Source organism: Paraburkholderia dinghuensis (assembly GCF_003837865.1).
In the GTDB taxonomy this organism is placed as follows: Bacteria; Pseudomonadota; Gammaproteobacteria; order Burkholderiales; family Burkholderiaceae; genus Paraburkholderia; species Paraburkholderia dinghuensis.
This window is the reverse complement of the sequence record NZ_RQIS01000007.1, coordinates 278,991-305,417: the sequence shown is the minus strand read 5'-3', so window position 1 is coordinate 305,417 and position 26,427 is coordinate 278,991. Positions and strand designations below refer to the sequence as shown.

Genomic DNA, 26,427 nt, shown 5'->3' with positions numbered 1-26,427 from the left:
ACCCATAGCTCGTTACTGATTTTTCGTCTGGACATGGCGCCAGGATATGGCTTTCGTGGCGTCATGTCCAGGTTGTGTTAGCGGCTCTAAGAGGCATCGACATGGCGTTCTTCATGCGTTGCCCGCGTGACAAGTGACTTGCCCGATGCGATCAGCGCGAGGAACGCGAGAGAGAATCCCGCCGTCAGGATCGACTCACCCGGCCAGACCGCGCGGTAGCCCAGCCACAGCAGGCCTGCGAGGTCCCACAGCACGCCGAACTGGATCACGCCAAGGATCGCGCGCCAGACCCAGGGCTGTCCGTGCAGCGACAGCAGGTAGCCCACCGTCACGCCGAGCACGATGTTCAGCATTGTGTGCAGCGGCACAAGCTGGATTGACAGGTCATTCATCGCCTGTCGTCCTTTCCGCCGAAGCGGTCCAGCAGCCGCTCGGCCACGTCGTCGCCCCGGCGTTCAACCACGCGCAGCACGATTTCCCCGGCCAGCGGTCCGAGCACGCCCACCACAAATGCGATGCCGCGCTGTATGCCGGGGCCGTGACCGGTGAACCACTCCTCGACAATCGCGGGTGCGACAAATATCGCCATCAGCGCCCCCAGGCCCACATGCGCCGCAAGCAGCAGGCGGCTCGCGGGCGGCATCACCACGACGCGCAGCAGCGACCCCGCCGCGCCTGCGGCGAAGACCATCAGCTCATTCCACGGCATGTCCATGTGCCGGGACATAGCATGCCGCGCTGCGCTTGACAATGCGTGAAGCATTCGTCATCACAGACTGCGGTACTATCTCGTGCCCTCGCTGTTGCGAGGATCGACCACGTAGAGCACGACGGAAAGTACAAATATGTTTAAGCGCGCCTGGAACGGACAAGAACCCTTATGGAAAGTCTGGTGGCTAATTGGCGTACCCCTTAATCTGCTTCTGATACCCCTGCTAGCCGTGCTTGTGACGCCAAAGACCCCGGCAATGGTGTATTTTGGAGCCTTGGTTCCTTACCTCCTGGTGTTCTTTGCATGGATACGTGCCGCATGGATATGCGCACCGAACGTCGAGCGTCGCGTCTGGATGATTCTTGCGCGGGTGGTGCTCGTATTTCGTGTGTGCTCCCTCGCGAAACTACTGCTTGTCTGGAACTGATCCGTTAAGACGTCCTTGCTGCTGCTTCGCTCCAATGCTAGAAGCGGCACATGGACATGACCTCGCAGTACCAGTCGGAGCAATCGCTTCCTCCTGGCACGATCCTCGATCCGGTTGCGATGCTGGTGCGCGACCGCTACCGCCGTGCGCGTCACTGGCGCGCGGTGGAGCGCATCGGGCGCTACACCGTCGAACAGACGCTGCGCAACTCGTACCGCCAGTACCATTCGATCCTCGACCCGCGCGACCAGGAACTGGTCGAGGCGTCGGGCATCGACCTGACTGTCTCCATCACCAAACACAAGACCGACGTGCTGGTGGCGTGGATGCGCGACCTGCTGCTGAACAGTTCGGACGCACCGTTCGTCGTGGAGCCGACCCCGATCCCCGAGCTGTCGAGTTCGGGCAAGGCGAAGGTCGTGCAGCAGGTCAGGAAAAAGCTGCTGGGCGATGGTATGGCACCGGGTCCGCAGGGCATCGTGGACATGGTGCGGCAGCTCAAGGCCCAGCAGCTTGCCGCCGAACAGGACGAGGCGCAGGCCGCGTCCCGCGCGATGCAGCAGCGCATCGAGGAACAGCTAGTCGAAGGCGCGTTCCGCGACGAGCTGCTGCCCTTCCTCACCAACTTTGCGCTCTACCCGTATGCGGTGATGGTCGGTCCCACGCCCGAGATGCGGCCTGTCTTCGCGTGGCGCGGCAACCGTGCCGTGCAGGTGCTGGAGCCGATGCTGGCCGTGCGCAACGTCTCGCCGTTCGATTACTTCTGGTCGCCCGATTCGTCCTCTGCCGGAAAAGGCACGTTCGACATCGTGCGCGAGCGCATGACCAAGTACCGCCTGATGATGAGCGCGACGCTCCCCGGCTACATCACCGCAAACGTGGTGGAGGCGCTGAAGCACTTCGCGCTGCCCGAGACCAACCGTGACTGGCTCAACCCGAACCCCGACAAGCCGATGGTCGGTTCGCTCATGTGGGGGCTGGACGAGTCCATCGACGTGATCCGTCATTTTGGCCTCCTGTCGGGACGGGAGCTTAACCGCTATGGCCTCTCGGTGGATGACGGCGAGTATCACGAGACCGAGGCCGTGGTGCTCGGCATGTGGACGATCAAATTGATGATCAACCCGAACCCGAACACTGCCGAGCGGCCCGTCTACGCCACCGCCTACCAGCGCACACCGGGCAAGCTCCCCGGTCATGGCATCGGCCAGATCGTGCGCGACATCGAGCGCGCGTTCATGGCGGCGTTGCGCGGCACGCTGGAAAACATTTCCTATTCCGTCGCGCCGCTGGGTGAAGTGGATTACCGGCGCATCCAGCGCTACATGGCTGAGGACCAGATTGGCAACGTCATGGCGGGCACGGTGGTGCCGGTGGACCCGGACCCCGCCAACGGCGGACGCCCCGCGCATTACTTCCATACCGTGCCAAACGTAACGCAATCGACCGCAAACCTGATGCAGTTCTTCATCGACCTGGCCGACCGCTGGACGGGCCTGCCTGCGGCGCTTTCGGGCCAGCCCGTGGGCACGGGCGTGAACCGCACCTTCCGGGGCATCATGGCGCTCTACGGCAATGCGCTCAAGGGCGTGCAGAGTGCGCTGACCAATCTCGACATCGACCTGTTCGAGCGCCTGGGGAACGCCTACTTCAGCTTCAACATGAAATTTGACCCGGACCCGGACATCAAGGGCGATGCCAAGGTGAAAGCACGCGGAACAAGTGGCTTGCTGCAGAAGGAAGTCGCCAAGCAGAACGCGCAGGACACGCTGCAGTTCATCGCCCAGCTCGCGCAGACCGGTGACATTCCGCCCGCGCTGCTCAAGTGGGCCATCGACCAGGCACTGGTGGCCGCAGGTGTGCCACTCGACCAGTTCCCCGACGAGAGCACACCGGGCGAACAACAGGCACAGCAGCAGGCGCAGCCTGGCGCACCCGGCTCACCTGGTGGACCCGCGCCCTCACCCTCACCGCTCGGAGGTGCCAGTGTTCCCGATTCTAACGTGGTTGCGTCGTCGGCTCCTGGTCAACCCGTGTGAGGTGGACTCCGTGATTGGCGACGTGATGGAAAAGCTGTTTCCGGTGGACTGCTGGTGCTGTTCGGCGCTGCGCGGCATGCTTTATGGCGGCGCGGTGGGCATTCCCGTGGGCATTGCATTGACAGCGCTCGTGTGTGGCGTTATACGGCACTGAAAACGGAGGGCGGCGATGCTGGATGGTGACAGGGTGATGGCGGGCGACACCGTGTGGGACCTCCTGCTGGGTGCCGGACGGGTCGAGGAAGTCACGCCCGATGGGGGCTTTTCCGTGCGCTTTGGCACGCGCCGCACCCTGCGCTACACCCAGGACGGCTATTTCGTCGGCGTGAAGCGCGTGTACTGGTTCAATCCGGTCATCACCACGCCGCGCAAGGGCCGCTATGACCGGCTCGAATTCGCGCGGGCGGTGATTGCGGTCATTGACCAGTATCACGGGACATGACGGAGAACGGCATGGACTGCCAGGTATCGACCGGCACGCTCACCTGCGAACCCGTGCAGCCGGGTTCCGGTGTCTCATGCGACAGCCGCTACCGCAGCGACGCGGTGTTCGACGTGCATTCGGCCAGTGTCTGGTCCGGTGTGTTCGTGGTGGACGCGGGGGCCGTGCTGGTCGTGTCGGCCTTTGAACTCGCGGGCGGCACGCTCAGCGTCTACAAGGTGGCGCTCGCCGCAGGCGGCATGCCGCAGGGCTACGCCTGCCCCGGCATCTGCGCGGAACCCGCAGGCGTGATTCCGCCCGGAGCGCTTTTTCCCACGGTCACGTACCAGAAGCCCGTCATGACGGCGGGTGTCGCGTGGACGATGAGTGATACCGACGACACGAAGCTCATCACGGTTCCGGGCGCGTACCGGTTCGAACTGTCCGACGAGTCGATGGTGGGTGAAGCCTATGTCGAGGCGCGCCTCGTGCGCGGCGGCGGCGTGCCCGCCGCGCTGATTTTCGGCAGCGACACGGGAAGCCCAGGGAGCGCAGGCGCATGATCCTGTTCGACGCGCGCTCGGTGAGCCTCGCCAGCCCCATCTTTTTCGTGCGCCCCGGCACGGGCGTGATGCTCTCGGCGTTCGGCCTGATGGAATCCCAGCAGGCAGTCATCGAGAAGGTGCGCTACGAGGACAGCATCATGCCGCAGGGTGGCGCGTGCGAGGACCTGGAGCCACCGATGGCCGTGGTGATGCAGGCCGAGGACGTGACGCAGGGTGGCGTGTGGCAACTGAACGCCTGCCAGAACCTGGCAGTGCTCACGGTGCCGGGGTCGTACCGGCTGAACCTGAACGACGAGGCGGCGCTGGGGCTGGTGTACATCGAGGCCATCGGACTGGACGGGCAGGCTGCCGCGCTGATTCCGCCCAGCCTCTTTTTTGGTGCCTGCGGCGGTTGTGACTGTGGAGGGTGAGTGACATGCCGAACAACTGCTGCGCGCCGCTGCCCGCGACGCTGCCGCCCTCGGGGGCGGCGGGCGGCGACCTCACCGGCTCCTATCCGAATCCGCAGGTCGATCCACTGAAGGTCGCGGCTCAGATCGCGTCCAGCCCGAGCGCCCAGGCGGCGCTCGCGCAGGCCCTGTGCAGCGCCATCATTACCTGTTTCCCCGTGACGCTGCCGCCCACCGGTCCTGCCAGCGGCGACCTCGCGGGCCAGTATCCGTCTCCGGTCATCACGGGGCTGGCCGCCATCAACCGTATCCTCAGTGACCCGAACGCGAAGGTGCTGCTCACGCAGCTCGTCGCGTCGCTGGTGCCTGCCGCGTCGCCGCCCTCGGGCGCGGCGGGCGGCGTGCTCACCGGCAGCTATCCGAATCCGGGCATGAGCACCCTCACGCTTGCGGGGGCGCTCGCCCAGGACAGTGCAGCGCTTGCGGTGCTGGCATCGGCCCTGTGCGCGTCGCTGCAGTGCTGCATCGACAATTCGGTGTCAGCGGCCCAGGCCAATCCCGCCGTGATCGCCGCGACCTTCACGAAATGCAGCGGCGCGGTGCATCTCGTGAACGATGCCATCCCCACCTGTGACGAGATGAACACGGCGATTGCCACCGCCGTCGATGCGATTCCCGCCAACCTGTTTCTGGAACTCGTCTCCTATGACGACGGGACCCATACGCTGACCTTCGCCACGGCGGACAGCACGCAGTACACGGTCAATCTCGATGACCTGCTGCCGGTGGTGGTATCGGCCACGGGTGGCCTGATGGGTGACGGCACGACCGGCTCACCGCTCGCGGTGCTGCTCTCGCCGGGTGGCGGGCTGGCGGAAGATGCCACGGGCGTCTCGTTCGCACCCGCCGCGACCACGGCCCCAGCGCTCTCGTCGGGCACTGACCTCTCGACCAACTTCTATGGCACACGCACGGCGCTGATGGGCAATCCTGTGGGGTGGCTTGTGCTCGGCAACGGCTGCAAGGTGCCGTACTACATCTGAAGGAGCGCGTGATGGGCGACTACACCAACCGCAACAACAGCGGCAACGGCAACGCGGGCCGGGGCGCGAGCCAGGATTTCACCAACCGCATGAATGACGGCAAGGGCGGTGGCGGCAGCCGGTCATCTGTGCGTGACAACGACGATGACGACCGCACGAGCGCACCGTATGGTTCGAAAGCGCCCCGCTCGCTCGGTCTCACGAAGGTCACGAAGAACCGGCCACTGGATGCCCCGTTCAGGGGTTCAGCCAGATCGGTGTCCACGCCGGCGACGTTTACGGTGCCGGGAGCCAGGCGGGGCCGTGCCCCTTGATTTCATGGCCCACGGATGATACGACCACGATCAGCAACCCTGAAGGAGAGTCCCCATGAAGCCCGATGCCGAACGCCGCCGCGACGAAAAGGAAAAGAATCGTGGCGAAAAGCGCCGTCGTTGAGAAACGGCTTACGCAGGTGCAGGTGCAGGCGCTCGGGCGGCTGGTGAAGCAGCCCGAGCTGTTCGAGGCGCTGGAAGGCATTCTGGCCGACCTGCTGGCGGATGCCACCCTGCAGTGCGAGACGGCCAAGGGTGCGCTGCTGTTCACCGAAAGCGCGCGTGCCGGGGCGCTGGTGGCGCATGGCCGGGTGCTGGCGCTGGCTGACCTGGCTGACCTGCTGAACCGGCAGAAGATTTAGGAGTGCCATCATGGCAAGCCGCCATCCCGCCGCTGCGGCGGCGGAAGCGTTCGAACAGGAACAGGCGAAGCTCACGCCCACGCCTGCGGCACCTGCTGCCACGCCCGCCGCTGCGGTGCCTGAGACGAAGGCGGCAGAAGCGAAACCGGCCACGCAGGACGCGAAGGCGACGGACACCGCAAAGCCCGCTGATACGGCGAAGCCTGCTGTGGCCCACGTGGACCCCGACATCGAAGGGTTGCGTGCGCGGCTCGCAGCCACCGAGGCCGAACGCGACACACACCGTCAGGCGGCGCTCGATGCCGCGCGCCTGATCGAACAGTACGAGACGACCGGCTCGCAGACGGCGCGCGAGCTGCGCACCGCGCAGGCCCGCATCGAGGAAGTCGAGCGCCTGAACGAGGAAACCGCCACGAAGCTGCGCCATGCCGAGCGCGAGCGCGCCTGGGCGGTGGACTATTCCGCGCTGGAGGCGATCACGCCCGAGGCGGCGCGCGAGCTGGACGAAAAGCTGCTGCGCCCGCGCCTCGCACGTATCGAGGACGACTATGCACAGAAGCTGCGCGACCAGCAGGGGGCGTTCGATGCGCGGGTGGCGGAACTCGCCACCGGCCAGATGCACCTCTCGGACAGCCAGAAGAACGCGTCGATGGCGATCACCAACCGGGGGATCATGGGCAGGCACAGGGACTTCCAGACGCTGCTCTCGCAGGCGGATTTCAACGGCTTTCTCGACGGCAGGATTCCCGGCACGCGCCGCACCTGGCGCGACGAGATGAAAAGCGCCTACTACGACGGCGACGTGGATTACGTGAACTCCGTAGTGGACACCTTCAAGTCGCGCGGCGGCGCACCGGACCTGAAGGCGGTGGCCGACACGGGTGTGGTGAAAGTCGCAACCGACCCTGCACACGAGGAAAAAACGGTGTACACGATGAAGGACTACGAGGACATGTCGTTCCGGTTCCGCAGCCGCCAGATTTCGTATTCGGAGTGGAAAAAGTTCCGGGTCGATTTCGAGCTGGCCGAAAGCGAGGGCCGCGTGCAGTAAGCATAGCCGGTGATACTGGCCATGCGACAGACTGACTGTTTAATTATACGAAATTGATGATGCGGGACGGAAATCAGGGAGAAGCCCATGACCATTGCCACCTCTTCCGGGTTTGGCGGGCTGGAAAATACACCGCTCGCGCGCATCGGCTATTACAACAAGATCATTGCGCGCGGCTGGGAGAAGGACTTCCTGCCGCTGATCACGAACACCGAGATTGACGAGCGCATCACGCAGTGCAACCAGGTGGTGCAGTTCACCCGCCAGCCGCTGGTCGGCCCGTGGCGTCCCTACGAGAAAAACCAGGAACTCGTGCCCGAACAGGTCACGCCCGAGGGCTTCTGCCTGCGCATCTGCAACGCCGCGTACAAGGACCTGAAGTTCGACAAGCTCGACATCGCGCGCATCTGCGAGCGTTTCGCGCCCTTCGAGGAATCGCTGCTCGACTCGGCCTGGCAGGGGCTGGCCGAGGAATGGCGCTGCTACGTCCTGAACGGCATGGTGCTCGAAACCTGGCAGCGCAACAAAGGCGCAAACGCGGGCAAGAGCTGCAACATCAATCTCGGCACCATCAACTCGCCGCGCGTGATCACCGGTCCCAGCTTCGGGCGCGAGGTCGCCAAGCTCAAGCGCACCCTGCAGGAAGCGCGCCGCTGGGAAGACGGCAAGATGGTACTGATCGTGCCGCCCGCGATCCAGGAACTGCTGGTCGAAAGCCCCTACGCGAACGCCCTCATGATGGGCCAGTGCGTGGACTGCTCGCTGCTGGCGACCGGCCAGCTTCCCGGCAAGATCATCGGCTTCGATGTTTTCGTGACCAACTCCGTACCCGCCGTGATCGACGCCACGACGCAGACCGAGGCGTACTACATCGTCGCGGCGCACCGCGATGCGTTCGCCTTCGCGGGCGACCTGATCGAAGGCGAACTGGTGCGGCCCTCGCGCTACTTCGGCATCGAGTACCAGATGCTGGCCGTGTGGGGTTCGAAAGCCATCCTGCCGGATGCCATGGCAATCGGCTACTGGACTGTGTAGGGACCGTATGAAGGAGGCAACACGATGAGCACGCACAACCTGTACAAGGGTGGCATGCCGCTCCTGATGCTGCCGTACTGCGACAGCCAGCGCGAATACCGGCTCCCGTATCCGCTCACCGTCGCGGGTGAATACGGGCGTGGCGATTTCACGCTGGGCGACAACATCCAGCCGCTCTACCGTCCGTACCAGCGCGCGGTGATGAAGGATGTCCAGGCAGGCGACACCGTGAACCTGCTGGTCGTGCCAGGCGAGCATTCGCTGACCGAGCTGTTCCTGAAGGTCGAGCCGGTGGCCCCGCCGGTCACGCTGAACTGCAGCAACTGCAACTGCCCGGCGACCAGCATGGAAGGCGTCACGTTCGATGTGACCGGCAACGTGTACGGCGTGGACGATGATGCACTGAGTGTCGCGCCGCAGTCGTCGCTCACGATGCCTGCGGGTTTTTCCGGCATCGACGCGTCGGAGGAAAGCTCCGTGCATGCGTTCCTGCAGGAGTATGTGGACTTCGGCACGGTGCTGATGCTGGCGGTGCGCTTTCTTACTGCGCCCACCACCAGCGGCGAGAACTTTGGCGACCTCGCGGGCCGCATCTCCGTGGTCGCCAAGACCCACGACTTTCAGTTCCCGTGGATGAACTGATCATGGAACCGTCCCGACTCAGACCCGAAGCGCGCACCACCACGCGCTGCCGCTGCGGTAACACATTGGGCAACGCATCAGGTGCGCAACGTTACCCTGCGCACCAAGTCACTTGTGGAGGCCAGCATGGCAAAGGCCCGCTTTACGCTGCCTGCCGACCCGCGACCGCCCGCCGCTGAAGGCGAAGACCTCAACGGTGCGCCGCCCGTGGTGCCGCCGTGCGCGTACCTGCGCGAGAAGGCGACCGGGACCGTGCATGTCTACAGCGAGGAAATGGCGAAACGCGGCGACCTCGTGGAAGCGTGCGACGATCCGCAGGCGCAGTTCATCCCCCCTGCGCCGCCTCCGCCACCCGCGCCTCCTGCAACGCCTGCGCGTGCGCGCCGTGCGGAATCCGTCGCCCGCGATATTCCGCACACGTCCGTGGGGCTGAATCTCCATGCGACTGAGCCAGGTTCTCGATGAGCTGGCGCGCGACCTGAACGACGCCGAGGAAGGCCACCCGTTCCAGACCTGGACGCGCGGCCAGCTCCTTGCGTATATCAACGAGGCGCAGTGCAATGCCTTCGTGCTGAATTCTGCGTTGTTTGTCAGGACCGTGATCATGCAGCTCGCACCGGGCCGCGAACAGCAGCCGTGCGAGTGTTCCATCCTGCAGCAGATCATCGGCCAGACCGATGCAGCCGGGAATCTGCTGGACGGCTACCTGCCCCGGCGCTCGGACGCCGCGACCTACTCCTGGACGAAGCCCGGATGCCCCGCCCCGTCCGGACCTTTCAGGCTGACCGGCTACAACTTCGATCCGCTGCAGGGCGGTGCGTTTGCCGTCACGCCCCCGGTGCCGCCGAACGTCAAGGTATACGTGAAGGCGCGCTGCGCGGTGATGCCTGAAACGCTGGCGACGAGCAACCTCGATGACGACTGCTGCGGACCAGGTAACGGCAGCGACAGCGACTGCCGCATCATCACGGCGGCGAAACAGTGGGTACTGTTCCGTGCGCTGATGGTCGAGGAACAGAGCGTGTCGTCGGTGCAGACCGCGATGATTCACCTGAAGCTCTACTTCGCGCTGCTGAACGTGCAGTTCTCGCGCCAGCTCGCGCAGCAGATCGGCGCGCTTTCGTCGCCTGCGGCGGTGGCCGCGATCCAGACCGCACGGGTGGCGCTATGAGCATCGCGCCATGACCATCATCTATGATCCGTTCGCGACGGTCCCGTTCTCGGCGTTCTCGCCCGAAGTGATTCTCGCCACCGGCAACTGTCCCGCCGAGATTGCGGAAAACTACCTGCGCCATGCCGCGATTGACCTGGCCGAGCGTGCGCAGGTCATCACGCGCATCCTGCGCGTGGACTTTCAGGCGTGCGTGTCCGATTACCTGATCACGCCGCCCGCGTGCGAGCGCATCGTCGCGATCCAGCGTGTCTGTTTCGACGATTCGTGCAACGACAACGTGGCGACACCGCACGAGCCGTGCCGCCTGCCCTGCGCCTGCAGCCATTCCGCGGTGTGGTTCGAGCCGCCCGACATCATTAACGTGACGCCTGCGCCTGCGAGCGATCATGACGGCGGGCTGTGGGTCAAGGTGTCGGTCGCGCCCCTGCGCGATGCGTGCGACGTGGACCGGCTTTTTTACGAGCGCTACCACGAGGCGGTGGTGCACGGGGCGCTGGCACGTCTGTTTGCGATAAAAAAAGCTGAGTGGTACGACCCGCAGCTTGCTGCGCTGCATACAACGAATTTCGATGACAAGGTAACGGGCGCGGGCATGGACCGGCTCACGGGCAACACGCGCGGGCCGTTTCGCATGAAACACCGGAGGATCGTGTGAACAGCAAGTCACTTGTTCAATGCAGGGCGACCCGCCAGTCCCTTGTGTGCCCGCCCGTGACGCAACCTGCAGCGTGCCCTTCCTGCGCGTCATTCCAGGTGTGCGTGGGCAACTACACCCTGAGCTATGACGGCTCGTGCTTCACGCTCGGCGCGCGCACCTGGCGTATTCCCGATGGCACGTATTCCGCGATCCAGTTCCAGGACGGCTGCATCGTCGGCGTCGGCCAGATGCCCGAGCCGTCCTATACGCCCGCGCCCTGCTGCAGCGACACGTCATCGAACGGCGGCAGCACCACCACCGATATCACGGTGTCACCCGATGCGTGCAACCTCACGAGCCTGGGTGCGGCGGGACTCGCGACATTCCTGTATGTGTCACCGGGTAACGGCGTCAGTGTCTCGGGCTGCGGCACCCATGCCGATCCCTTGCGCATCTCGGTTTCGGCCACGGGTGACTCGACCATCGTGGCAACGTCGGGCGCGCAGCCGATCACCGTGTCGGGCGATGGCTCGTCAACGGCGGCGCTCGTGATCGGCATGGCAACGCAGATCACGGCGGGTGACTATGCGGGCTTCTCGGTGAACCAGTACGGTCTCGTCACCGGCTACTCGGCACCATCGAACGGCGCGAGCGTCACGGCGATGGTGGGCTTCAGCGGCGTGAGCGCCCAGGAGCAGCCCATCGGCAGCGGCGTGTATTCGGTGGGACTCGCGAGTACCGGCGTTACTGCAGGCATGTACCGGGTCGGACGCTACGAACTGACGGTCAATGCGCAGGGGCAGATTACCGGTATCAGCGAGGCCATCGCGCCGGTCACGGCGGGCAGCTTCTACAGTCCGCCCAATCCCAACGTGCCAGGCGACACCGGCAAGACCGTCAGCTACAACGCGGACGGGCTGATTACGGGCATCGCATAAGGACACCAGTATGCCCTCGCTGCGCATCGACAACTTCTACGGCATCGTGCCGCGCCTGCATCCGGTGGACCTCAAACCCGGTTACGCGGTGCGCGCCGAGGACGTGCGGCTCACGCACGGCACGCTGATGCCGTGGCGCGAGCGCCTGCCGGTGGCTGACGTGCCAGCCGGATCGCTCACGGTCGAGCCGTTCGGCTGCGGGTGGCTTGCATGGGATAAATGTGTGGAAGTCGCGCCGTGGCTGCCTCACTGCAACCGCCTGTTCGTGACAGGCGATGCGCCGTATCCGACCGTGGGCCGTCCGCAGCCGGACGGCACGTTTGCCTGGTGTCGGCTCGGTGTGCCCTGCCCCGGTGCCGGTCCCATCGCCACGCCGGTCTCGCCGCTGCCTGCAGGTGACAATGCGGACGACGATGCGGCACTCTCGAACGAAACCGAGGGACGGGACTATCTCGCCACCTACGTCAATGCATGGTGCGAGGAAGGCGGGCCGTCGTGGCCGGGTAACGAGTTCATCTGTAACGATGGCGACACCGTGATCGTCACGGGCCTGCCGCCGACGCCCGACCCCGAGTGGTGCGTGACGGGCGTGAACCTCTATCGCAGGGTGACGGGTTTTCGTACCGGGCGGGAACAGGTCGAGGAACACATCACCAGTTACTGTCTGGTTGCGACGCTGCCAGTGGGCACCCCGTCGTACACCGACTCGACGCTGAACATGGACCTGGGCGCGGTGCTCACCACGCTCGAATTCATGCCGCCGCCCGCGTGCCTGCGCGGCATCCTCGCGATTCCCGAAACCGGAACGCTGGTGGGCTTCTGCGGCTGCGACCTGTTTTTCAGTGCGAACGGCCAGCCGTGGAACTGGCCCGAGGCCGAGCGCATGACACTCGACTATCCCATCGTCTCGCTGCGTGCGCTCGACGTGATGTGGTACGGCGCGACGATCTTTGCCGCGACTACCGGCACGCCGTACACGATCCAGGGCACATCGCCCGGATGCAAAAAACGCGAGTGCCGCCGCGTGCGCCAGTACGTGATGCCGTTTCCGATGGTGACGTGCTGTTCGAACCGGGGGTCGGTCGTCACGCCAATGGGCATGGTGTACGTGAGCACCGATGGTCTCGTGCTGCTGCCTTCGTGGGGCCAGCCGAAAGTCATCACCGACCAGTGGTTCGCGCAGGACGACTGGCGCAAGCTGCGGCCCGACACGATGCGCCTGGGCTGGTATGCGGGCACATTATTTTGTGTGTCGGACAGTGACGCGTTCATGCTGACCATCGATACCGAGGCGTACAGCAACTGGGAAACGTATCGCCTCTCGTCGCTCTCCGACCGTCCGGTGTTTCTCTGCAGCGCGGGCAACGGCGAGCTGTTCATGCTCAATGAAGACGGCACGGTATCGCAGTGGAATGCGGGCACGACACTGCGGCCCTACGAGTGGGAAAGCAAGTGGTTTGAATCGCCGGGGCAGACATATTTTCTGGCGGGCCGGGTGTGGTGCAACGGGGAACACGCTGGTGGAAACTGCAGCAGCGCGAGCGCCGATTTCGCGTTGAAGGCTGACCAGCGCATCGTGTTTCACCGCATCGTCGCGGGACACGACTACTTTCGCATCAAACCGTATGGACGCCATATGATCCATGGGGTTATCCTTCGCGGTACGGGTACGGTGTGGGCGGTACACGTGGCAACCAGCCTGCGTGAGCTCGCCCTGGAACAGCATGGCCGATGAGCGCGTCGTGATCCGTCCGGTCTGGATGCCCCAGGCTGCGGCGGATTCAGGAACGGTGCTTGGCGAGCTGGGACCGCTGCTGCTGGCCTACTGGGCCGAGGCGCGGCCACCCGGCTACGGCGAGTTCGCGTTCAACGTCGAAGGCTTTGTCCGTGTGTGGATGAGCCGTGAACTCGTTCCCTTCGAAATACGACTGGACAGTACGTTAGTCGGATTCCTTCTGCTGCTGCGCCGTCAGTCGCTGTTCTGCCGCGACGGCGTGGCCGATATCGCCACCGTCTATCTCAAGCCTGAAGTGCGCCACCGTGGCCTCATGCGCGAGGCCGTCCAGCGCGTGCGCGAGCTGGCAGGCGTGCTCGGTATCACCCACCTGTACCGCAGTGTCGATATCCAGGGCAGCGCGACGCATCGCATGCGGCGTGAGGAACTGCCATGTCGGTAGTCGAAGGCACCGTCAACACCGGCTCCATCGTGCAGTCGCAGGACGCGCGCACCGATAACGGCTGGGTGTCGTCCACCACCATCGCGCAGCTCGCGGCGACCGCTGTTGCCGTCATCAACACGCTCGCCGCGCTGGAGATGTCCGCGCGTGAATACCAGATCGCCAACGGCTACTACAACCTCGCGCTGCAGTTACGCAATTACTGGAACAACACGTTCGTGCCGTGCGAGACGGCAGCGGTGGCCTACGCGTGTTCGCAGCCCCTCTACCAGCCGCTCTACAACGAGACGGCGGGCCGCTACATCGCAAGCGTGAAGCAGCAGTTCGCGGATGCACTGAACAATGTCGTGAACTGCGCGAACCGTTTCTGCACGGGTCTGACGCAATCCATGATCAAGGACATCACGATTGCCGAGGCGCAGGCCATTGGCGACGCGCAGAACTACGCGTACCGCTACGAGGAAGCGCGCGAGGAAGCGATGGATGACCGCCGCTGGGCACGCATCATGAACGCGCTGGGCCTCGGGCGCAACCTGCTGGGTGATGCGGCCAGTTACGCGAAGACGGCGGCGGGCCTCTACGGGCTGCTGGGCCAGCAGGCGGGTGCAGGTGCAGCGGGTGCGCTGTACGCGCTCGGTTACGAGCGCAACCGCAACCAGACGGTCTATCCGACCCGTCCACAATCGTCGTGGACACCGAACCCCGTGTCCTCGATGCAGACCACCAGCGACCAGGGCGGCGTGATGGTGGGTGCTCCCATGGACATGAGCATGCCGCAGTCCTCACCGCTACCCGACATGTCACCCGCGCCGTCCACGCCCATCATGGGCTTCGCGCCTGTGAACCAGGGCGCGGACGTGACCATGGCGGGCACCGACGTGAACGCGTCGTGGACTGCGGGCAAGGCTTGATGTTTTCCGGTTCTGGAGGCTGTGATGCTGTTCATGCCCGTTGACCTGTTCAAACCCTGGGTGCAGGGCCAGCAGCAGGCCGTGAAGGATAACTGGGACGACCTGTTCAATTCGGAAAAGCTGCGTCAGGATTACGTGAAAACCAACGAGGCTGAAGGCACCGAGGGCAGCGATATCTTTGCCACCAATGCGCGTAACCAGTATCTCGGCGACACGGCCAACCGCCAGGACGTGCTGGGCGCGGCAGCACAACCGGGCAAGCTTGCCACCACGCAACTGACTTCCGACACGCAGCAGGCAGCAGCACAGTCGCTGCAGGACCAGGGCTATCCGGCCCAGTACGGCAGCACCATGGGCGCGCGGGCGATGAGTAATCTCGCCATGACGGGGCTGGGCACCACCGAACAGAACGCCGCTATCTCGGCACTCACGCCGCAGGCGCAGAACCTGGGCACGATGGCGGGACAGGACATCATCAACACCGCGAAGTATAAAAACCAGGCGGGCGCGTTCCAGCTCGCGCAACAGCCGGTGATGCAGCAGGCTCAGGCGGCAGTCAACACCGGCAACGCACAGCTCATTCCGCAGCGCGTGCAGCTTGAGAGCGCGACCAACGCCGACCAGCTTGCGAACGCGCAGTCGCTGCGGCGGGCGCAGCTCCTGCAGCAGAATGCCACGCAGGTGGCGAACCTGATGAGTTTCCGGGGCGATTCCTCGACACCCGACAATGCACTCGCATTGCAGCAGCATACCGATTCCACCAACGCGTGGCTGCGCGGTCAGGGGTTGCTGGATGCGAACCAGCAGGTGGTCTACCCGCCTGGTCAGGAACCGGTGATTAACACCTACAACCCGAACGGCTCGATCCTCTCGACCGTGCCTGCGGTGCCCACCTTCGACCGCTGGGCTGCGTACACGTCGCCTGCCGCGTCTGCCAGCACGCGCACGGGTTCGCGCGGTGCAAAGACAACGGCACCGGTTGCGAATCCCCTGGTGGGTGGCGGCGATGGTGGCGGCATCATCGGTGGCGCGGGAGGTGGCATGGGCGGCAGTGCGGGTGGGCCTGCCCCCCGCGCACCGGGTACGTCCCTGCCGACCGGTTCCGACTGGCGGCGCGGCCAGCAGCAACCCGGTACGACGCCGAATCCCCTTGCACCACCGGGTTCCCCAGGCACTACGAACCAGCCTGGCACGCCATCTGTTCCTGTCACGCAGGATCAGGTGGACCAGGCCAGGACCGCGCTCGATACGCTGAATCGCCGCAAGCTCGTCCTGTTCCAGCAGTACCCTGGCCTGCAGAACGCGTCGCTGGGCTTTCACCGTCTGGACATGCCGTTCGAGGGTGGCGGCGAGGCTGATGTACCCGCGCCTGCCATCAAGGCACTGGCGAAGCTCGACAGCGACATCACTGCCGCCAAGCAGGGTTACGACCTGATGCGCCAGCGCTTCGGCATGGCCGAGCAGGCTCGCCAGGCGGCGGCGGATAACCAGGCGGCAGAGGACATTCTGAGGAACCTGAAATGAACCTGCCTGCCGACCTCCAGCGCTACATCGCTACGGCCCAGCAGGCCGGAAATCAGTATGGCGTGCCGCCCGAACTGCTGGTGGGCCAGATGCACCAGGAGTCGAACTTCAACCCGAATGCGGTATCGCCTTCGGGCGCGGTGGGTATCTCGCAGTTCATGCCCGCCACGGCGAAAGAATATGGCATCGACCCGCGCGACCCGGTGCAGTCCATCGGGTCACAGGCGCAGATGATGCGCGGCCTCTACAACCGCTATGGCTCGTGGCGCAGCGCCCTGCAGGCGTACAACTGGGGGCAGGGCAACATGGACAGTTACCTGCGCACGGGCAAGGGGACAAAGGGCCAGCCGATGCCCGCCGAGACGCAGGCTTACCCCGACCAGGTATTCGGCCATGCGCGCACGCATGCGGGAGGCCGTCTGCCTGCATCACTTGCCTCGGCGGCGCTTGAATCCGACATGGGCGGCAGTCGTGATCTCCTGGGTAGCTCGGGTGGCCTGGAAGGCTTCAGTGGTTCATCGGGCATTCCGTCGTCGCTTATCAGCACGCCGCGTGGTCCGCATGTCGCGATGCCCTCGACGCAGGAGGAACACGACATGATGTCCTCGATTGCCTCGCGCGGCTACGCGCCCGATGTCGAACAGCAGATCGTCAAGTCACTTGCGCAACTGCTGCCCGCACGTGACTCGCTCTCTGGGCGCGACATGCTGGGTGACGGTGGCCTGCCCGATGACCTCGATCCGGTCATCCGCGACATCGTGGACAAGGCATGACGGGGCACGGCCATGGGCGTCATCTCGGACCTGATGGCAGGCGCAAACGGGACCCCGAGCGGGCCGCGTACCTATACTCAGCTCACCAGCGACCCCGGCTTTCTTGGCGCGTCGTATGAGGAACGCCGCCGTCAGTATGCCGAGTGGCTGAAGAACGACGCGCCGCAACTGCTGCAGGCCACGCCCAGTCTCAGCGATAAACAGAAACACCAGTTCCTGAGCGAGGTGAACCAGCGTTTTACGCAGGACGTGCCGCGCCCTGCTTCGGGGGGAGTCTTTGGCAACGACCTGTTCAATCGCGCAACGATTGGCCTGAACGAGGGGATTGCGTCGCTCGCGGATGCGGTGCATCCCGGCAGCGACTATTCGAAGGCGATCCGCGACGAGAACGCGCGTATCCGCGCCAGCATGTCCCCGGCTTCCCAGGACGAGGACCTGGCGATGCAGGAGCGGCTCGCGAAGGCCGGTGGCGATCTGGAACGCGCGAAGGTCTACGGCCAGGAGTTCCTGCGCCATCCGCTCGACACGATGGCAGGATTCGGCGGCAGCGCCATTCCTGCCCTGCTGGGTGGCGCGGTGGCCGCACCGGTTGGCATCGCGGCGGGTGCCGCGCAGGCGTTCGGCGGTTCGCGCGGCGCGCAGTACGAGCTGGCGCAGACGGTGCCGCTGGAGCAGCTACGCCAGAATCCGCAGGCCGCAGCCATGCTCGACGCGGGCATACCCGAGGAACAGGTGCGTGACCAGCTTGGACGCCAGATCGGACCCGGCAATGTCGTGGCCGGTCTCGGTGGCGCGGTCAGCGGTTCATTTCTCGGACGGTTCGCGGGCGGTGAGCTGGGCGAAGGCATCGCGCAGGCACTTGAAAGCGGCTGGCGTGCACCGGTTGCGGGTGCACTCGAACAGGGACTCGCCGGGGGCGTCATGCAGCTCGGCACAAACCTGGCCGAACAGCAGGTACAGCCCGATGTGTCGGCGGGCCAGGACATCCTCTCGGCGGCGGCACAGGGTGCCTTGCCGGGTGCCGTGCTCGGCGGCATGCACGCACTGCGCGGCGAGAAAGCCGCCGCACCCGCGCCCGAACCTGCATCTGAAACCGCGCCTGAAGTTGCGCCCACCACGACGGAAGCACCCCCGCCTGCCCCGCCCACTACGGGTGCGGACCTCGCCCACCAGGCCGATCTGGAAGACCTCACGGCGATGTACCAGGGCACCGCGGAACAGCCCGTGCGTCCACCCATGACGCAAGAGGAAGCTTACGCGCGCATGAGCCAGGCTCCCGAGCCGCCACCCGCGCAACCGGCCTGGATCGACCCGGACGAGTTCGGTACGCACATGGATGCACTCGACGCGCAGCGTCAGGCGTCACGCGACGACTACGAGAACTGGTGGTCGCAGCGTCTTGCCCAGCTTGACGCGCAGCCCTGGCGGCAGGACCTGCGGCCCGACGAGTCTGCCACGGCGGACTACCAGCAGTGGTGGCATGACGGGATGATGAACCAGGACAGCGCGCAACAGGTGGCGGCGCGGGCCAGCCGTGAAGCCGCCGAGGCTGAGGACACGCGCAATGCGCTCGCGCAGGCGTCCACCGATGAGCAGTACCAGGCCATTGCGCAGCGTCTGGACAACGCCCGCCAGGAGTCGCTGCGTGGCGTGGTGGACCGCGTGGCCGACCGTGCCGTGACTCAGGCGCTGGCCGATCCGTCCTCGGGCCAGTCCGCCAGTGACCGTTTCAACAGGCTGCTGGAAACGGAGATGGCGAACTATCCGTACTCGCGAGCGCAGATGACGCCCGAGCTGATGGAACAGGGCCAGCGTCTCGCCGCCGGACGGCTGGATCACGCACAGGGGCTGCTGCAGGATACGGCGGACTACCTGCGGGCGATCCCCGACATGAGCGCGCAGGAGACGGCGGCATGGATCAATGACGCGATTCCCGAACGGCGCGCGCCCTCGCCCACTGCGCTCACGCCGCGCATGCCGCGTGTGCCTGGTCCGAACCGTGCCGAGCGCGGGCAGGCTGCGAACCGCGCCTTCGCTTTCGATCCCACCTCCCCCGCGTATTCGCGTGCCTCGCCCACCGAGCGTGCGCAGGCCGCGCGTCGCACCTTTGCCTTTGGAGAACCCCGTGAACGCACCGAACCTGCCGAAACCATCCGGCCTGCCGAAGCCGCTGAAGGCATCGAAACTGCCCCAGGTGCCGAAACCACCCCGCGTGCCCCGCCTGCCGGACAGCAGCAAGCCGTCACCCACGCCGTCGAGGCGCGCGCAGAAACTGGTGCCGGTGGCGGTCGCGCTCGGGGCAAGTGGCCGGCCCGTGCCGAAGGCATTGAGCCAGCGGCTCACGCCGCAGGAGTTGCGGCAGGTGGTGAATCTGGTGTCGCTGCTGCGCGGCCAGCACGCGTTCAATACCGGCCAGCAGATACCGGATACGCCCGAACTCCAGCGCCAGCAGCAGAGCATCCAGACCTACGGCGGACAGCGCGCGCCCGTGAACCCGACACCGGCCCAGGTGCTGCAGACCTTGCCGCCCGCCGAGCGCGCGAGGGAGCTGGCGGTGGAGGCGCAACTGATACAGGGGCAGCAGGCGCAGCAGGCGGTGAACCAGCGCGCCGAGCTGGCCGAGCGGCTGCAGGGCAACGTGACCTGACCGGGGAGAACGATCATGCCATTCAGGAGCAAGGCGCAACTCGGGAAATGCTTCGCGGCGAACGACCCGAAGTGGAACTGCACGAAGTGGGCGAAGGAAACACCGGGCGGCGTGAAGGCGCTGCCGGTGAAGCTCAGGTCCTCCCCGCCAGCGGCGGCGAAAAAGGCACGTTCACGCGCCACGAAGCGCTAGGCCGCATCATGTCGGAGCTGTCGTCCATCGGGAACACGCACACGCGCAACCGTGAGCGCACGTATTTCCGCGAGCAGCTTGAGAACGTGGCCGATCCGCAGACCGGTCATGTGGACAGCGCGGATGTCGAACGCTTCGTTGCCGAGGCGCGCGAACATCTGGACGACAGGCGGCTGCGCGTCGCTCAGAACCGCAGGATTGCGCCCGGGCGCGACCTGTCGGCAGATGAAAAGCGCGTCACCGACGAGCAGGCGGGAGCCGTCAACGAACGGCTCTATGCGCGTGATTTTCCGTTCGAGGATCGCGCGTATTTACAGGACGTGGCCTCGGACCACGGTGTGGCCTCGCCCGCGAAATTCGCGCTGCTGGCAAAAGAACATGAAGCGAACGGCGACGCCCTCTGGAACAACCTCGATGCGCGCGCAAAGTCCCTCGTCAATGAGGTGACGCGCTCAAACGTCTCGCCCGAGTTCGACCTGTCGCACGACGAGGCGGCGATTGACGATAAAAGCGCCGCGCCGGTTGTGGAGAACGTCAACCGGCTCACGCCGGACGAGCGCAGTACGCTGCAGGATGCCGCCACCGCCCATGGCATCCGCTCACCGGCCAGGTTCGCGATGATCGCGAACCTGAACCGCGAGTTTCCCGGCAGTATCTGGCACAACCTGAGTGCGCGCATCAAGTCACTTGTGGACAAGGTGACGAAAGGCATCGGCATCGTCGCGGCGGCGGTAGCGCTGAATCACGCGCTGCCCGTGCACGATGCGCGCGCCGCGAGCGGGCATGGTGACGTGACCATTTCTGCGCGGGCGCATACGGCGGGACTCGAAGGCCGCAGCGATATCGTCAGCCAGTGGGTGCAGCGCTCGGGCGATAACAACGGCGGCGGCTACGTGATCGCGGACAAAGGGCGTGGTGAGCTGTATGTGATGTCGCCACGCGGCGAGGTGCAGGAAACCATCCCCGCGCTCTTTGGTGCGAAAGCCGGTGACGAGGCTGTGCCCGGCGAAACGCCTGCGGGTGCGTTTCGTCTCGACTGGTCGAAAGCCCCGGACACGAAAGCCTACGGCGATTCGATCCAGTCATTCAGCAGCACCGACCGGGGCACCTTCGCTATCCACCGCGTGCTGACCGGTCGCCCCGAGAACCGTGAAGCGCGCCTCGCGTCAGGTAACGCGGCGCAGCGGCGCATCACCAACGGCTGCATCAACATTCCCGCCGACACGTACAACCGCCTGTTTGACCGGCGCTTCAGCGGCAAGCTCTATGTCGTACCCGAGACGGGCGAGGTGCCGGGTCGGCATTTTCCCGGCATGCCTGATCAGCCTGCTGCCGCCAGTACCGGCATGGGAGGGACCACCCGCCTGCCCCGCCGCCGTCGCGGTGCTGCCGAACCGGCTGCCGAAGATGCACGCGAAGCCACTGCCGATGTCAACCGCGCCGCGCGTGAATCGGCGCGTGCACCGGAACCTGCGGCGTCGCAGGCTCCGCAGCCTTCGCGCCTCGCGAGCCGCGCCGCGAAACTGGCGTCGATGCTCTCGCGCGACGAGAACCCGATTCCGCGCACCCACGAGGAAGCCATGCGCATGCTGCGCGGCGAGCCGGTCCGCGACGCGAAGCCGCCCGACAACGACACGCTCTCCTACAAGCTCTGGCGCAACCTGCGCGAGTCGCTGAATTTCAGCGACACGCCGTTCCTGTCGTGGGCGCGGCAAAACCTCAAACGCGACGGCGGCGAATACGACTCCATTCCGGCCTACCGCGAGTGGCGGCTCATGAAAGGCCGCGCACGCGCCGAATACCACGACCTGCTGCACGACCAGGGTAGCCGCCTGATGGACCTTACCAGCGAGATTGCAGGCAGGCATGCCGATAGCGGGCGCGACCCCGCGCAGATCGCCCGCGAGATTTCGTATTACCCCACCTGGTCGCACATCGCGGGCAGCGCCACCGACGTAGCCCGTGCGGGCCTGCATGATGCCCTGCAGAACGCGCAGGGGAAAATTGACGAGGTGGTGAAGCGCGGCGAGGTTGCCACGCCCGACATGATGCGCACGCGCGACGCGGCACGCGATGCGCTTTCGGAATTCGACCACGCGCAGGCGCATGGCGGTCTGACGGAATCCGGCGAGCAAAGCCGCCTGCTGCCGGGTGGCATCACGCGTGCGCAGGCCCGTGAAGGCATGGCCGCGCTCGAAGCGCGCTACGGCAAGGCTGACCTGCAGCGGCTTGCTGCCGAACACGTGAAAGTGCATGGCGAGCTGCGCCGCGCCGGGATCGACGCGGGCGTGTACGACAAGTCACTTGAAGACAGCGCACTGAATAAGGATTATGTGCCGCTCACGGGCGACCCCGGCATCGACACGACCGGCGAGCGTGACGTGTTCGGTGCATCCGCAATGAATCACGACATCATCCGCTCGCGCGAGGGTCGCGCCTCGCTCGCGGACGATGCGCTCACCGCCTTTCATGCGCGTGCCTCCGAACTCTCGCGCGCCATCGCCAAGCAGCCGTTTGTCGATGCGCTGGCGAAATCCATCGAGGAAGAAAAGCCCGCTGGCGCGCACATCGTGCCGGACAGCCAGAGCGTAGGTCGGCCGGGTATGGCAACTTCGGTGATCCGCTACCGTGATGAAAACGGTAACCGCAGGAAGATTTACTGGGACGATGAACACGTGGGCGAGGCGCTGCGCGCCGGGATGGACGACACGCACAGTGCCGTGCTGCAGAAGCTCGGCGCAGGTACGCGCGGCTATTTCCAGTTGCTCACGCGCTTCACCCCCATGTTCGCGCCGCTCATGCGTGCGCGCGACGTGCTGGAGCGTAGTCTGAACGCCGTGTCGCGCAATATCCTGACGGTGGACGGCAACGCTATCAACCGCACACGGTTTCTCTCCGATGTAGCGCGTTCCCAGGTCAGTCCGCAGATGAACGGCGCGATACTGAACATGCTGCGCGCAGGTCCCGGCAAATTCGCGGACATGTCGAAATTCGGCCAGTACCTGAAGGAACTGCACGAGGGTGGCGCGCTTACCACCTACACCAGTGAATACGCCGCCTCGCGCGATTCGATCATGCGCGAGGCGGCGCGTGCGAAAGACGTGTTCAAGGCGGAAAGTTTCCGGGAAGGCGCGTTCACGGCACGCGATGCGGCACTGAACTATGTCAACAAATACAACGAGTTTTTCGACACCGGCTCGGCGCTGTCGATCTATTCGGCGCTGCGCGACCAGAGCGTGCCGAAGCAGGAGGCGCTGTTCCGCACGCTCGACCTCTTTGACCTGAACCAGCACGGCACCAGAACCGGCTGGGCACGTGCGTTCTTTCCGTTCACCAATTCCACGCTCAAGGGCGGAGCCAACTTCGTGCGCTCGCTCTCCACGCGCCGGGGTCAGGCCGTGTTCGCCACCGCCTTTGTCGGCGCGATGATGATGTATGCGATGGCGCGCGGCACGGGCAACGACGACCCCGACATGGGCAACGAAATCGACAACCTGCCGATGAGCACGGTTGCGAACGGCATCCCCGTCAAGGTGGGCGACCATTTCATTTCGGTGCCGGTTGGCTACGGCATTCCGAAAGTCGCCTGGGAGCTGGCGGTGCTCGCCTCGCGCGGTGCGGCAGGCAAGGCCGACATGAGCGACGTGGTGTTCGGCGCGGCGAATTCCGTGCTCAAGGAAACCACGCCGCTCGCGCTGCCCGAAGGCAGCAGCGGCAACCTGCTGAAGGACACATTCCTGTCGGCTACACCGGGTCTGCTGCGTCCTGCTGCACAGGTGGCGATGAATACCTCGACGTTCGGCTCGCCCATCACGCGCGACCTCTCGCCCGATCAATACCGTTCGATGCAGGGGCAGATGAATACCGAGGAATCGTACAAGCGGCTGGCGAACAATGTCCGCGAAGTCACGGGCCTTGACCTCGCGCCTGAAGAATGGAAAACACTGGTCAACGGCTACATGATAGGGCCGCTCACCGGTCTGGCATCCCTCTTTCGCGAACCGGGCGCGAAAGGCAGGCCTGGGAGCACGCGCGACGAGCTGGGCCTCGCGGATGCGTTCGGCCTCTCGCGCGTGCTCAAGAGCGATCCCGGTGAATTGCAGAGCGTGTTCTACGACACGCTGAACCGTGCGCAGGCGCAGCAGCGCGCCGCGAAGGCGGGGGATGCCGACGCCAACCCCGTGCGCGACGACGCGACCACGCGCGCCACCAATGCGCTGCGCACGCTCTCGAAGGAAGCGAACCAGGCGTACCGGGATGCGAACGGCGACACCGACGTGATCCGCCCGCAGCTCGAAGCGATCCAGGCACAGCGCGAAGCCATCATGCGCGACTACCTGCGCGAAGTGCAGTGAGGTAACAGCGATGCTCGTCCAGAAGCTCATCGTGCCGGTGGTGCCGTACCGCACGCTCAAAGCCTGCTTCGCGCTGCGCAGTCCCGTCTGCGAAGGGGCACCCGCGTGCGCCTCGGGTCTGGTGCTGCGCATCGAGCGCATCCACTGCCCTCGCCCGCCGCTGCCGATCCGCCAGGTGTGGAATGGCTGCTGCCATGTGCCCTGTGACGGGGCGGTCGACGCAGGACCGCCCCCGTGTGCGTCTCCCGTGATCGAGTATCCGGTGTTCGACACGGACAGCCAGGGACGTGTGTGCTTTTACTTCGACCGCCTCCTTTACACCCAGCCCGAGGGGCGTTACAAGGCAGTGATCCTCCACGGCGAGCGTGAGCTGCTGGCCTTCGGTCTCGCGCTCGAAGCGCCACCCCCGCTCGTTGAACAGGTGGCGATGGTCGAAGCTCAGGAGTGCTGTACGGAGTGTCCATCATGCAGGTTTCAGTAACGGGATTCTTTGCGACGCTGGCCGCACCGCTTGCGGCCACCGACGCCGCGCTCGCGCTGAACCCCGCCGCGCAGGCCGAGCTGCTCGCGCGTCTTGCGGCCAGCGACGCCAACGAGGCCCCCTACGCCTACCTGTATGCGTGGGACGGCAGCGGTTCCGAGGTGCTGCAGGTATCCGGTTATGGGAGCACGCTGGTCCTGGAGCGTGACCAGGATGCCGCGCCCGCCGCGCCGAATCCGCGCAGCTTCCCGAAGGGGGCCTGCGTGGACGGGCGCGTGACGTATGCGGGCGTGAAGGACCTGATCTGCCACTACGACTGCTGCGCGGGGGCCTGCCCGTGCGAGGCGGTGGCTGCTGCCGGCATGATGCTGCCGCCCGCGAGCGTGGGGGTGGCGTGGCAGGGCATGGTGGTATTCAGCGGCGCGCTGCCGATGGCGCTCGTGGTCGAGGGTCTGCCCGCCTGGATGAGTGTCACGGCAGGAGCCAATTTCGTGACGCTCGCCGGGACACCGGCTGTCGCAGCCAGCTACCTGCTGTCGGTTGCGGCAACCAACTGTAACGGCGCGCTCGCCTCGCAGGCCGTCACGCTTGAGGTAGGGGGATAGGCCATGGCAACGCTCACGCTGGGCCAGAAGCAGCGCAAGTTCACGCTGATGGTCGCGAAACTGATCGAGTGGATTTACGCGAATGGCTACGAAGCATCGTTTGCTGAAGCGTACCGTCCACCCGAGACCGCCGCACTGTATGCGAAACAGGGCAAGGGCGTGGCGAACAGCCTGCATACGTCGCGCCTCGCCGTTGACCTGAACCTGTTCAAGGACGGCGTGTATCTGACGAAAAGCGAACAGTACCGGGGACCAGGCGAGTATTGGGAATCGCTGGGCGGTTCATGGGGTGGACGATTCCGGTCGCCGGACGGCAACCACTTCAGCCTGGAGCACAACGGTGTGAGGTAATCCATGACCACGCAGACTCCCATCATTCTCGGCACCAACCAGCACGTGCCGCTCGCCTCCGGTGACAGGCTGGCGGGCAGCAGCATCCAGGTTTCGACCGACACGGGCAACGTGCTCGTAGCGGGTTCGGACGGCGGGCTGTTCGTGCCGCCCGTGACGCCCACCATCCCGACGCTGACCATCGAACTCGGCCACAGCCAGCAGGCGGGCAATGGCTATGGCATCGACCAGGGCACCTATTACGAGCTGAGTTTCAGCATCGGCGTGACCGCCCGCAACGGCTTTCTCTACTCGGTGAACAGCGACGGCACGCTCGCGCTGGGACTCGCGGGCACCTACCTCGTGGTGGGCTGCAGCAAGGTCGTCGCCCCAGCCGCCGACACCTACACGATTCCCGGCCAGATCGTGCTTGCAACCGGCCAGCAGTATGCGTGGCCCGGAATCTACCAGTACGCGGTACAGCGCTATCCCGACCTGTCCGAAACCTCGGTCAGCGTGGCAGGTGGCGCGGTCCTCGGCACGGTAGCGCTTGCTGGCTCGATTGCTTCGTGGACGGCAGGCACGTCTACGTGGCTCGGCTTCACGAAAATCAACGGCCAGTCGGGCAGCAATCCGCTGAAGCTCCAGGGCTATCTGACCTACGCAAAGATCGCGTAAGCCT

27 protein-coding genes are annotated in these 26,427 nt (G+C 65.3%); 25 read left to right on the top strand and 2 right to left on the bottom strand.

What is annotated here, in order from left to right; translation table 11 throughout:
- Window positions 1–86: 86 nt before the first annotated feature.
- Entirely contained in the window at window positions 87–392 is a 306-nt protein-coding gene (locus tag D1Y85_RS12270; RefSeq protein ID WP_124151317.1) for a hypothetical protein, read from the bottom strand.
- Window positions 389–727 carry a hypothetical protein gene (locus tag D1Y85_RS12265; RefSeq protein WP_185218966.1) on the bottom strand — a complete coding sequence of 113 codons (339 nt, stop codon included), beginning with the start codon at window positions 725–727 and terminating at the stop codon, window positions 389–391. Before D1Y85_RS12265 ends, D1Y85_RS12270 begins: the two co-directional genes overlap by 4 nt.
- Before the next feature lie 462 nt (window positions 728–1,189).
- Between D1Y85_RS12265 and D1Y85_RS12255 the strand changes: the two genes are divergently transcribed.
- The 25 genes from D1Y85_RS12255 (at window position 1,190) to D1Y85_RS12140 (ending at window position 26,423) form a co-directional block, all read left to right on the top strand.
- Window positions 1,190–3,178, top strand: coding sequence for a hypothetical protein (locus tag D1Y85_RS12255; protein ID WP_124151314.1), 1,989 nt, complete (start codon window positions 1,190–1,192; stop codon window positions 3,176–3,178).
- A 10-nt stretch (window positions 3,179–3,188) separates the two neighbouring features.
- Window positions 3,189–3,332 (top strand): hypothetical protein, encoded by a 144-nt coding sequence (locus D1Y85_RS27015; protein WP_185218965.1) that lies wholly within the window; start codon window positions 3,189–3,191, stop codon window positions 3,330–3,332.
- Window positions 3,333–3,347: 15 nt separating this feature from the next.
- On the top strand, window positions 3,348–3,620 hold the full coding sequence (locus D1Y85_RS12250; RefSeq protein WP_124151313.1) for a hypothetical protein: 273 nt from the start codon (window positions 3,348–3,350) through the stop codon (window positions 3,618–3,620).
- Window positions 3,621–3,631: 11 nt separating this feature from the next.
- The gene (locus tag D1Y85_RS12245) at window positions 3,632–4,162 is read left to right on the top strand and encodes a hypothetical protein (RefSeq protein WP_124151312.1); all 531 of its coding nucleotides are present in this window, start codon (window positions 3,632–3,634) and stop codon (window positions 4,160–4,162) included.
- Window positions 4,159–4,575, top strand: a complete 417-nt coding sequence (locus D1Y85_RS12240; RefSeq protein WP_124151311.1) for a hypothetical protein — start codon at window positions 4,159–4,161, stop codon at window positions 4,573–4,575. Before D1Y85_RS12245 ends, D1Y85_RS12240 begins: the two co-directional genes overlap by 4 nt.
- Before the next feature lie 5 nt (window positions 4,576–4,580).
- Window positions 4,581–5,597, top strand: a complete 1,017-nt coding sequence (locus D1Y85_RS12235) for a hypothetical protein (protein WP_124151310.1) — start codon at window positions 4,581–4,583, stop codon at window positions 5,595–5,597.
- A gap of 11 nt (window positions 5,598–5,608) precedes the next feature.
- Window positions 5,609–5,911 carry a hypothetical protein gene (locus tag D1Y85_RS12230; protein WP_124151309.1) on the top strand — a complete coding sequence of 101 codons (303 nt, stop codon included), beginning with the start codon at window positions 5,609–5,611 and terminating at the stop codon, window positions 5,909–5,911.
- A gap of 65 nt (window positions 5,912–5,976) precedes the next feature.
- A complete protein-coding gene (locus D1Y85_RS12225; protein ID WP_124151308.1) occupies window positions 5,977–6,273 on the top strand; it encodes a hypothetical protein in 297 nt (98 codons plus the stop codon).
- Window positions 6,274–6,283: 10 nt separating this feature from the next.
- Window positions 6,284–7,324 (top strand): hypothetical protein, encoded by a 1,041-nt coding sequence (locus D1Y85_RS12220; RefSeq protein ID WP_124151307.1) that lies wholly within the window; start codon window positions 6,284–6,286, stop codon window positions 7,322–7,324.
- 87 nt (window positions 7,325–7,411) lie between these two features.
- On the top strand, window positions 7,412–8,359 hold the full coding sequence (locus D1Y85_RS12215) for a hypothetical protein (RefSeq protein WP_124151306.1): 948 nt from the start codon (window positions 7,412–7,414) through the stop codon (window positions 8,357–8,359).
- A gap of 24 nt (window positions 8,360–8,383) precedes the next feature.
- Complete coding sequence (locus tag D1Y85_RS12210) at window positions 8,384–9,001, top strand: hypothetical protein (RefSeq protein WP_124151305.1); 618 nt, start codon at window positions 8,384–8,386, stop codon at window positions 8,999–9,001.
- Window positions 9,002–9,127: 126 nt separating this feature from the next.
- Complete coding sequence (locus D1Y85_RS12205; RefSeq protein WP_124151304.1) at window positions 9,128–9,466, top strand: hypothetical protein; 339 nt, start codon at window positions 9,128–9,130, stop codon at window positions 9,464–9,466.
- A complete protein-coding gene (locus D1Y85_RS12200) occupies window positions 9,441–10,172 on the top strand; it encodes a phage adaptor protein (RefSeq protein WP_124151303.1) in 732 nt (243 codons plus the stop codon). The genes D1Y85_RS12205 and D1Y85_RS12200 overlap by 26 nt, the downstream gene beginning before the upstream one ends.
- Window positions 10,173–10,182: 10 nt before the next feature.
- Window positions 10,183–10,830, top strand: coding sequence for a hypothetical protein (locus D1Y85_RS12195; RefSeq protein ID WP_124151302.1), 648 nt, complete (start codon window positions 10,183–10,185; stop codon window positions 10,828–10,830).
- A gap of 104 nt (window positions 10,831–10,934) precedes the next feature.
- Entirely contained in the window at window positions 10,935–11,750 is an 816-nt protein-coding gene (locus tag D1Y85_RS12190) for a hypothetical protein (RefSeq protein ID WP_124151301.1), read from the top strand.
- A 10-nt stretch (window positions 11,751–11,760) separates the two neighbouring features.
- On the top strand, window positions 11,761–13,485 hold the full coding sequence (locus D1Y85_RS12185) for a hypothetical protein (RefSeq protein WP_124151300.1): 1,725 nt from the start codon (window positions 11,761–11,763) through the stop codon (window positions 13,483–13,485).
- Window positions 13,454–13,927, top strand: coding sequence for a GNAT family N-acetyltransferase (locus tag D1Y85_RS12180; RefSeq protein WP_185218964.1), 474 nt, complete (start codon window positions 13,454–13,456; stop codon window positions 13,925–13,927). Before D1Y85_RS12185 ends, D1Y85_RS12180 begins: the two co-directional genes overlap by 32 nt.
- Window positions 13,918–14,838 carry a hypothetical protein gene (locus tag D1Y85_RS12175; protein ID WP_124151298.1) on the top strand — a complete coding sequence of 307 codons (921 nt, stop codon included), beginning with the start codon at window positions 13,918–13,920 and terminating at the stop codon, window positions 14,836–14,838. The genes D1Y85_RS12180 and D1Y85_RS12175 overlap by 10 nt, the downstream gene beginning before the upstream one ends.
- Window positions 14,839–14,862: 24 nt before the next feature.
- Window positions 14,863–16,362, top strand: coding sequence for a hypothetical protein (locus D1Y85_RS12170; RefSeq protein ID WP_124151297.1), 1,500 nt, complete (start codon window positions 14,863–14,865; stop codon window positions 16,360–16,362).
- Complete coding sequence (locus D1Y85_RS12165) at window positions 16,359–17,135, top strand: lytic transglycosylase domain-containing protein (protein WP_124151296.1); 777 nt, start codon at window positions 16,359–16,361, stop codon at window positions 17,133–17,135. Before D1Y85_RS12170 ends, D1Y85_RS12165 begins: the two co-directional genes overlap by 4 nt.
- Window positions 17,136–17,147: 12 nt before the next feature.
- A complete protein-coding gene (locus D1Y85_RS12160) occupies window positions 17,148–24,329 on the top strand; it encodes an LPD38 domain-containing protein (protein WP_124151295.1) in 7,182 nt (2,393 codons plus the stop codon).
- A gap of 10 nt (window positions 24,330–24,339) precedes the next feature.
- Window positions 24,340–24,810, top strand: coding sequence for a hypothetical protein (locus D1Y85_RS12155; RefSeq protein ID WP_124151294.1), 471 nt, complete (start codon window positions 24,340–24,342; stop codon window positions 24,808–24,810).
- Entirely contained in the window at window positions 24,795–25,415 is a 621-nt protein-coding gene (locus D1Y85_RS12150; RefSeq protein WP_124151293.1) for a hypothetical protein, read from the top strand. The genes D1Y85_RS12155 and D1Y85_RS12150 overlap by 16 nt, the downstream gene beginning before the upstream one ends.
- A 3-nt stretch (window positions 25,416–25,418) precedes the next feature.
- On the top strand, window positions 25,419–25,766 hold the full coding sequence (locus D1Y85_RS12145) for a M15 family metallopeptidase (protein ID WP_124151292.1): 348 nt from the start codon (window positions 25,419–25,421) through the stop codon (window positions 25,764–25,766).
- A gap of 3 nt (window positions 25,767–25,769) precedes the next feature.
- A complete protein-coding gene (locus D1Y85_RS12140) occupies window positions 25,770–26,423 on the top strand; it encodes a hypothetical protein (RefSeq protein ID WP_124151291.1) in 654 nt (217 codons plus the stop codon).
- The last annotated feature ends 4 nt before the right edge of the window (window positions 26,424–26,427 follow it).

Coding starts and splice junctions, on each gene's coding strand:
- D1Y85_RS12270 (WP_124151317.1), bottom strand. CDS start 392: ATGAATGACCTGTCAATCCAGCTTGTGCCGCTGCACACAATGCTGAAC.
- D1Y85_RS12265 (WP_185218966.1), bottom strand. CDS start 727: ATGTCCCGGCACATGGACATGCCGTGGAATGAGCTGATGGTCTTCGCC.
- D1Y85_RS12255 (WP_124151314.1), top strand. CDS start 1,190: ATGGACATGACCTCGCAGTACCAGTCGGAGCAATCGCTTCCTCCTGGC.
- D1Y85_RS12250 (WP_124151313.1), top strand. CDS start 3,348: ATGCTGGATGGTGACAGGGTGATGGCGGGCGACACCGTGTGGGACCTC.
- D1Y85_RS12245 (WP_124151312.1), top strand. CDS start 3,632: ATGGACTGCCAGGTATCGACCGGCACGCTCACCTGCGAACCCGTGCAG.
- D1Y85_RS12240 (WP_124151311.1), top strand. CDS start 4,159: ATGATCCTGTTCGACGCGCGCTCGGTGAGCCTCGCCAGCCCCATCTTT.
- D1Y85_RS12235 (WP_124151310.1), top strand. CDS start 4,581: ATGCCGAACAACTGCTGCGCGCCGCTGCCCGCGACGCTGCCGCCCTCG.
- D1Y85_RS12230 (WP_124151309.1), top strand. CDS start 5,609: ATGGGCGACTACACCAACCGCAACAACAGCGGCAACGGCAACGCGGGC.
- D1Y85_RS12225 (WP_124151308.1), top strand. CDS start 5,977: ATGCCGAACGCCGCCGCGACGAAAAGGAAAAGAATCGTGGCGAAAAGC.
- D1Y85_RS12220 (WP_124151307.1), top strand. CDS start 6,284: ATGGCAAGCCGCCATCCCGCCGCTGCGGCGGCGGAAGCGTTCGAACAG.
- D1Y85_RS12215 (WP_124151306.1), top strand. CDS start 7,412: ATGACCATTGCCACCTCTTCCGGGTTTGGCGGGCTGGAAAATACACCG.
- D1Y85_RS12210 (WP_124151305.1), top strand. CDS start 8,384: ATGAGCACGCACAACCTGTACAAGGGTGGCATGCCGCTCCTGATGCTG.
- D1Y85_RS12205 (WP_124151304.1), top strand. CDS start 9,128: ATGGCAAAGGCCCGCTTTACGCTGCCTGCCGACCCGCGACCGCCCGCC.
- D1Y85_RS12200 (WP_124151303.1), top strand. CDS start 9,441: ATGCGACTGAGCCAGGTTCTCGATGAGCTGGCGCGCGACCTGAACGAC.
- D1Y85_RS12195 (WP_124151302.1), top strand. CDS start 10,183: ATGACCATCATCTATGATCCGTTCGCGACGGTCCCGTTCTCGGCGTTC.
- D1Y85_RS12185 (WP_124151300.1), top strand. CDS start 11,761: ATGCCCTCGCTGCGCATCGACAACTTCTACGGCATCGTGCCGCGCCTG.
- D1Y85_RS12175 (WP_124151298.1), top strand. CDS start 13,918: ATGTCGGTAGTCGAAGGCACCGTCAACACCGGCTCCATCGTGCAGTCG.
- D1Y85_RS12170 (WP_124151297.1), top strand. CDS start 14,863: ATGCTGTTCATGCCCGTTGACCTGTTCAAACCCTGGGTGCAGGGCCAG.
- D1Y85_RS12165 (WP_124151296.1), top strand. CDS start 16,359: ATGAACCTGCCTGCCGACCTCCAGCGCTACATCGCTACGGCCCAGCAG.
- D1Y85_RS12160 (WP_124151295.1), top strand. CDS start 17,148: ATGGGCGTCATCTCGGACCTGATGGCAGGCGCAAACGGGACCCCGAGC.
- D1Y85_RS12155 (WP_124151294.1), top strand. CDS start 24,340: ATGCTCGTCCAGAAGCTCATCGTGCCGGTGGTGCCGTACCGCACGCTC.
- D1Y85_RS12150 (WP_124151293.1), top strand. CDS start 24,795: ATGCAGGTTTCAGTAACGGGATTCTTTGCGACGCTGGCCGCACCGCTT.
- D1Y85_RS12145 (WP_124151292.1), top strand. CDS start 25,419: ATGGCAACGCTCACGCTGGGCCAGAAGCAGCGCAAGTTCACGCTGATG.
- D1Y85_RS12140 (WP_124151291.1), top strand. CDS start 25,770: ATGACCACGCAGACTCCCATCATTCTCGGCACCAACCAGCACGTGCCG.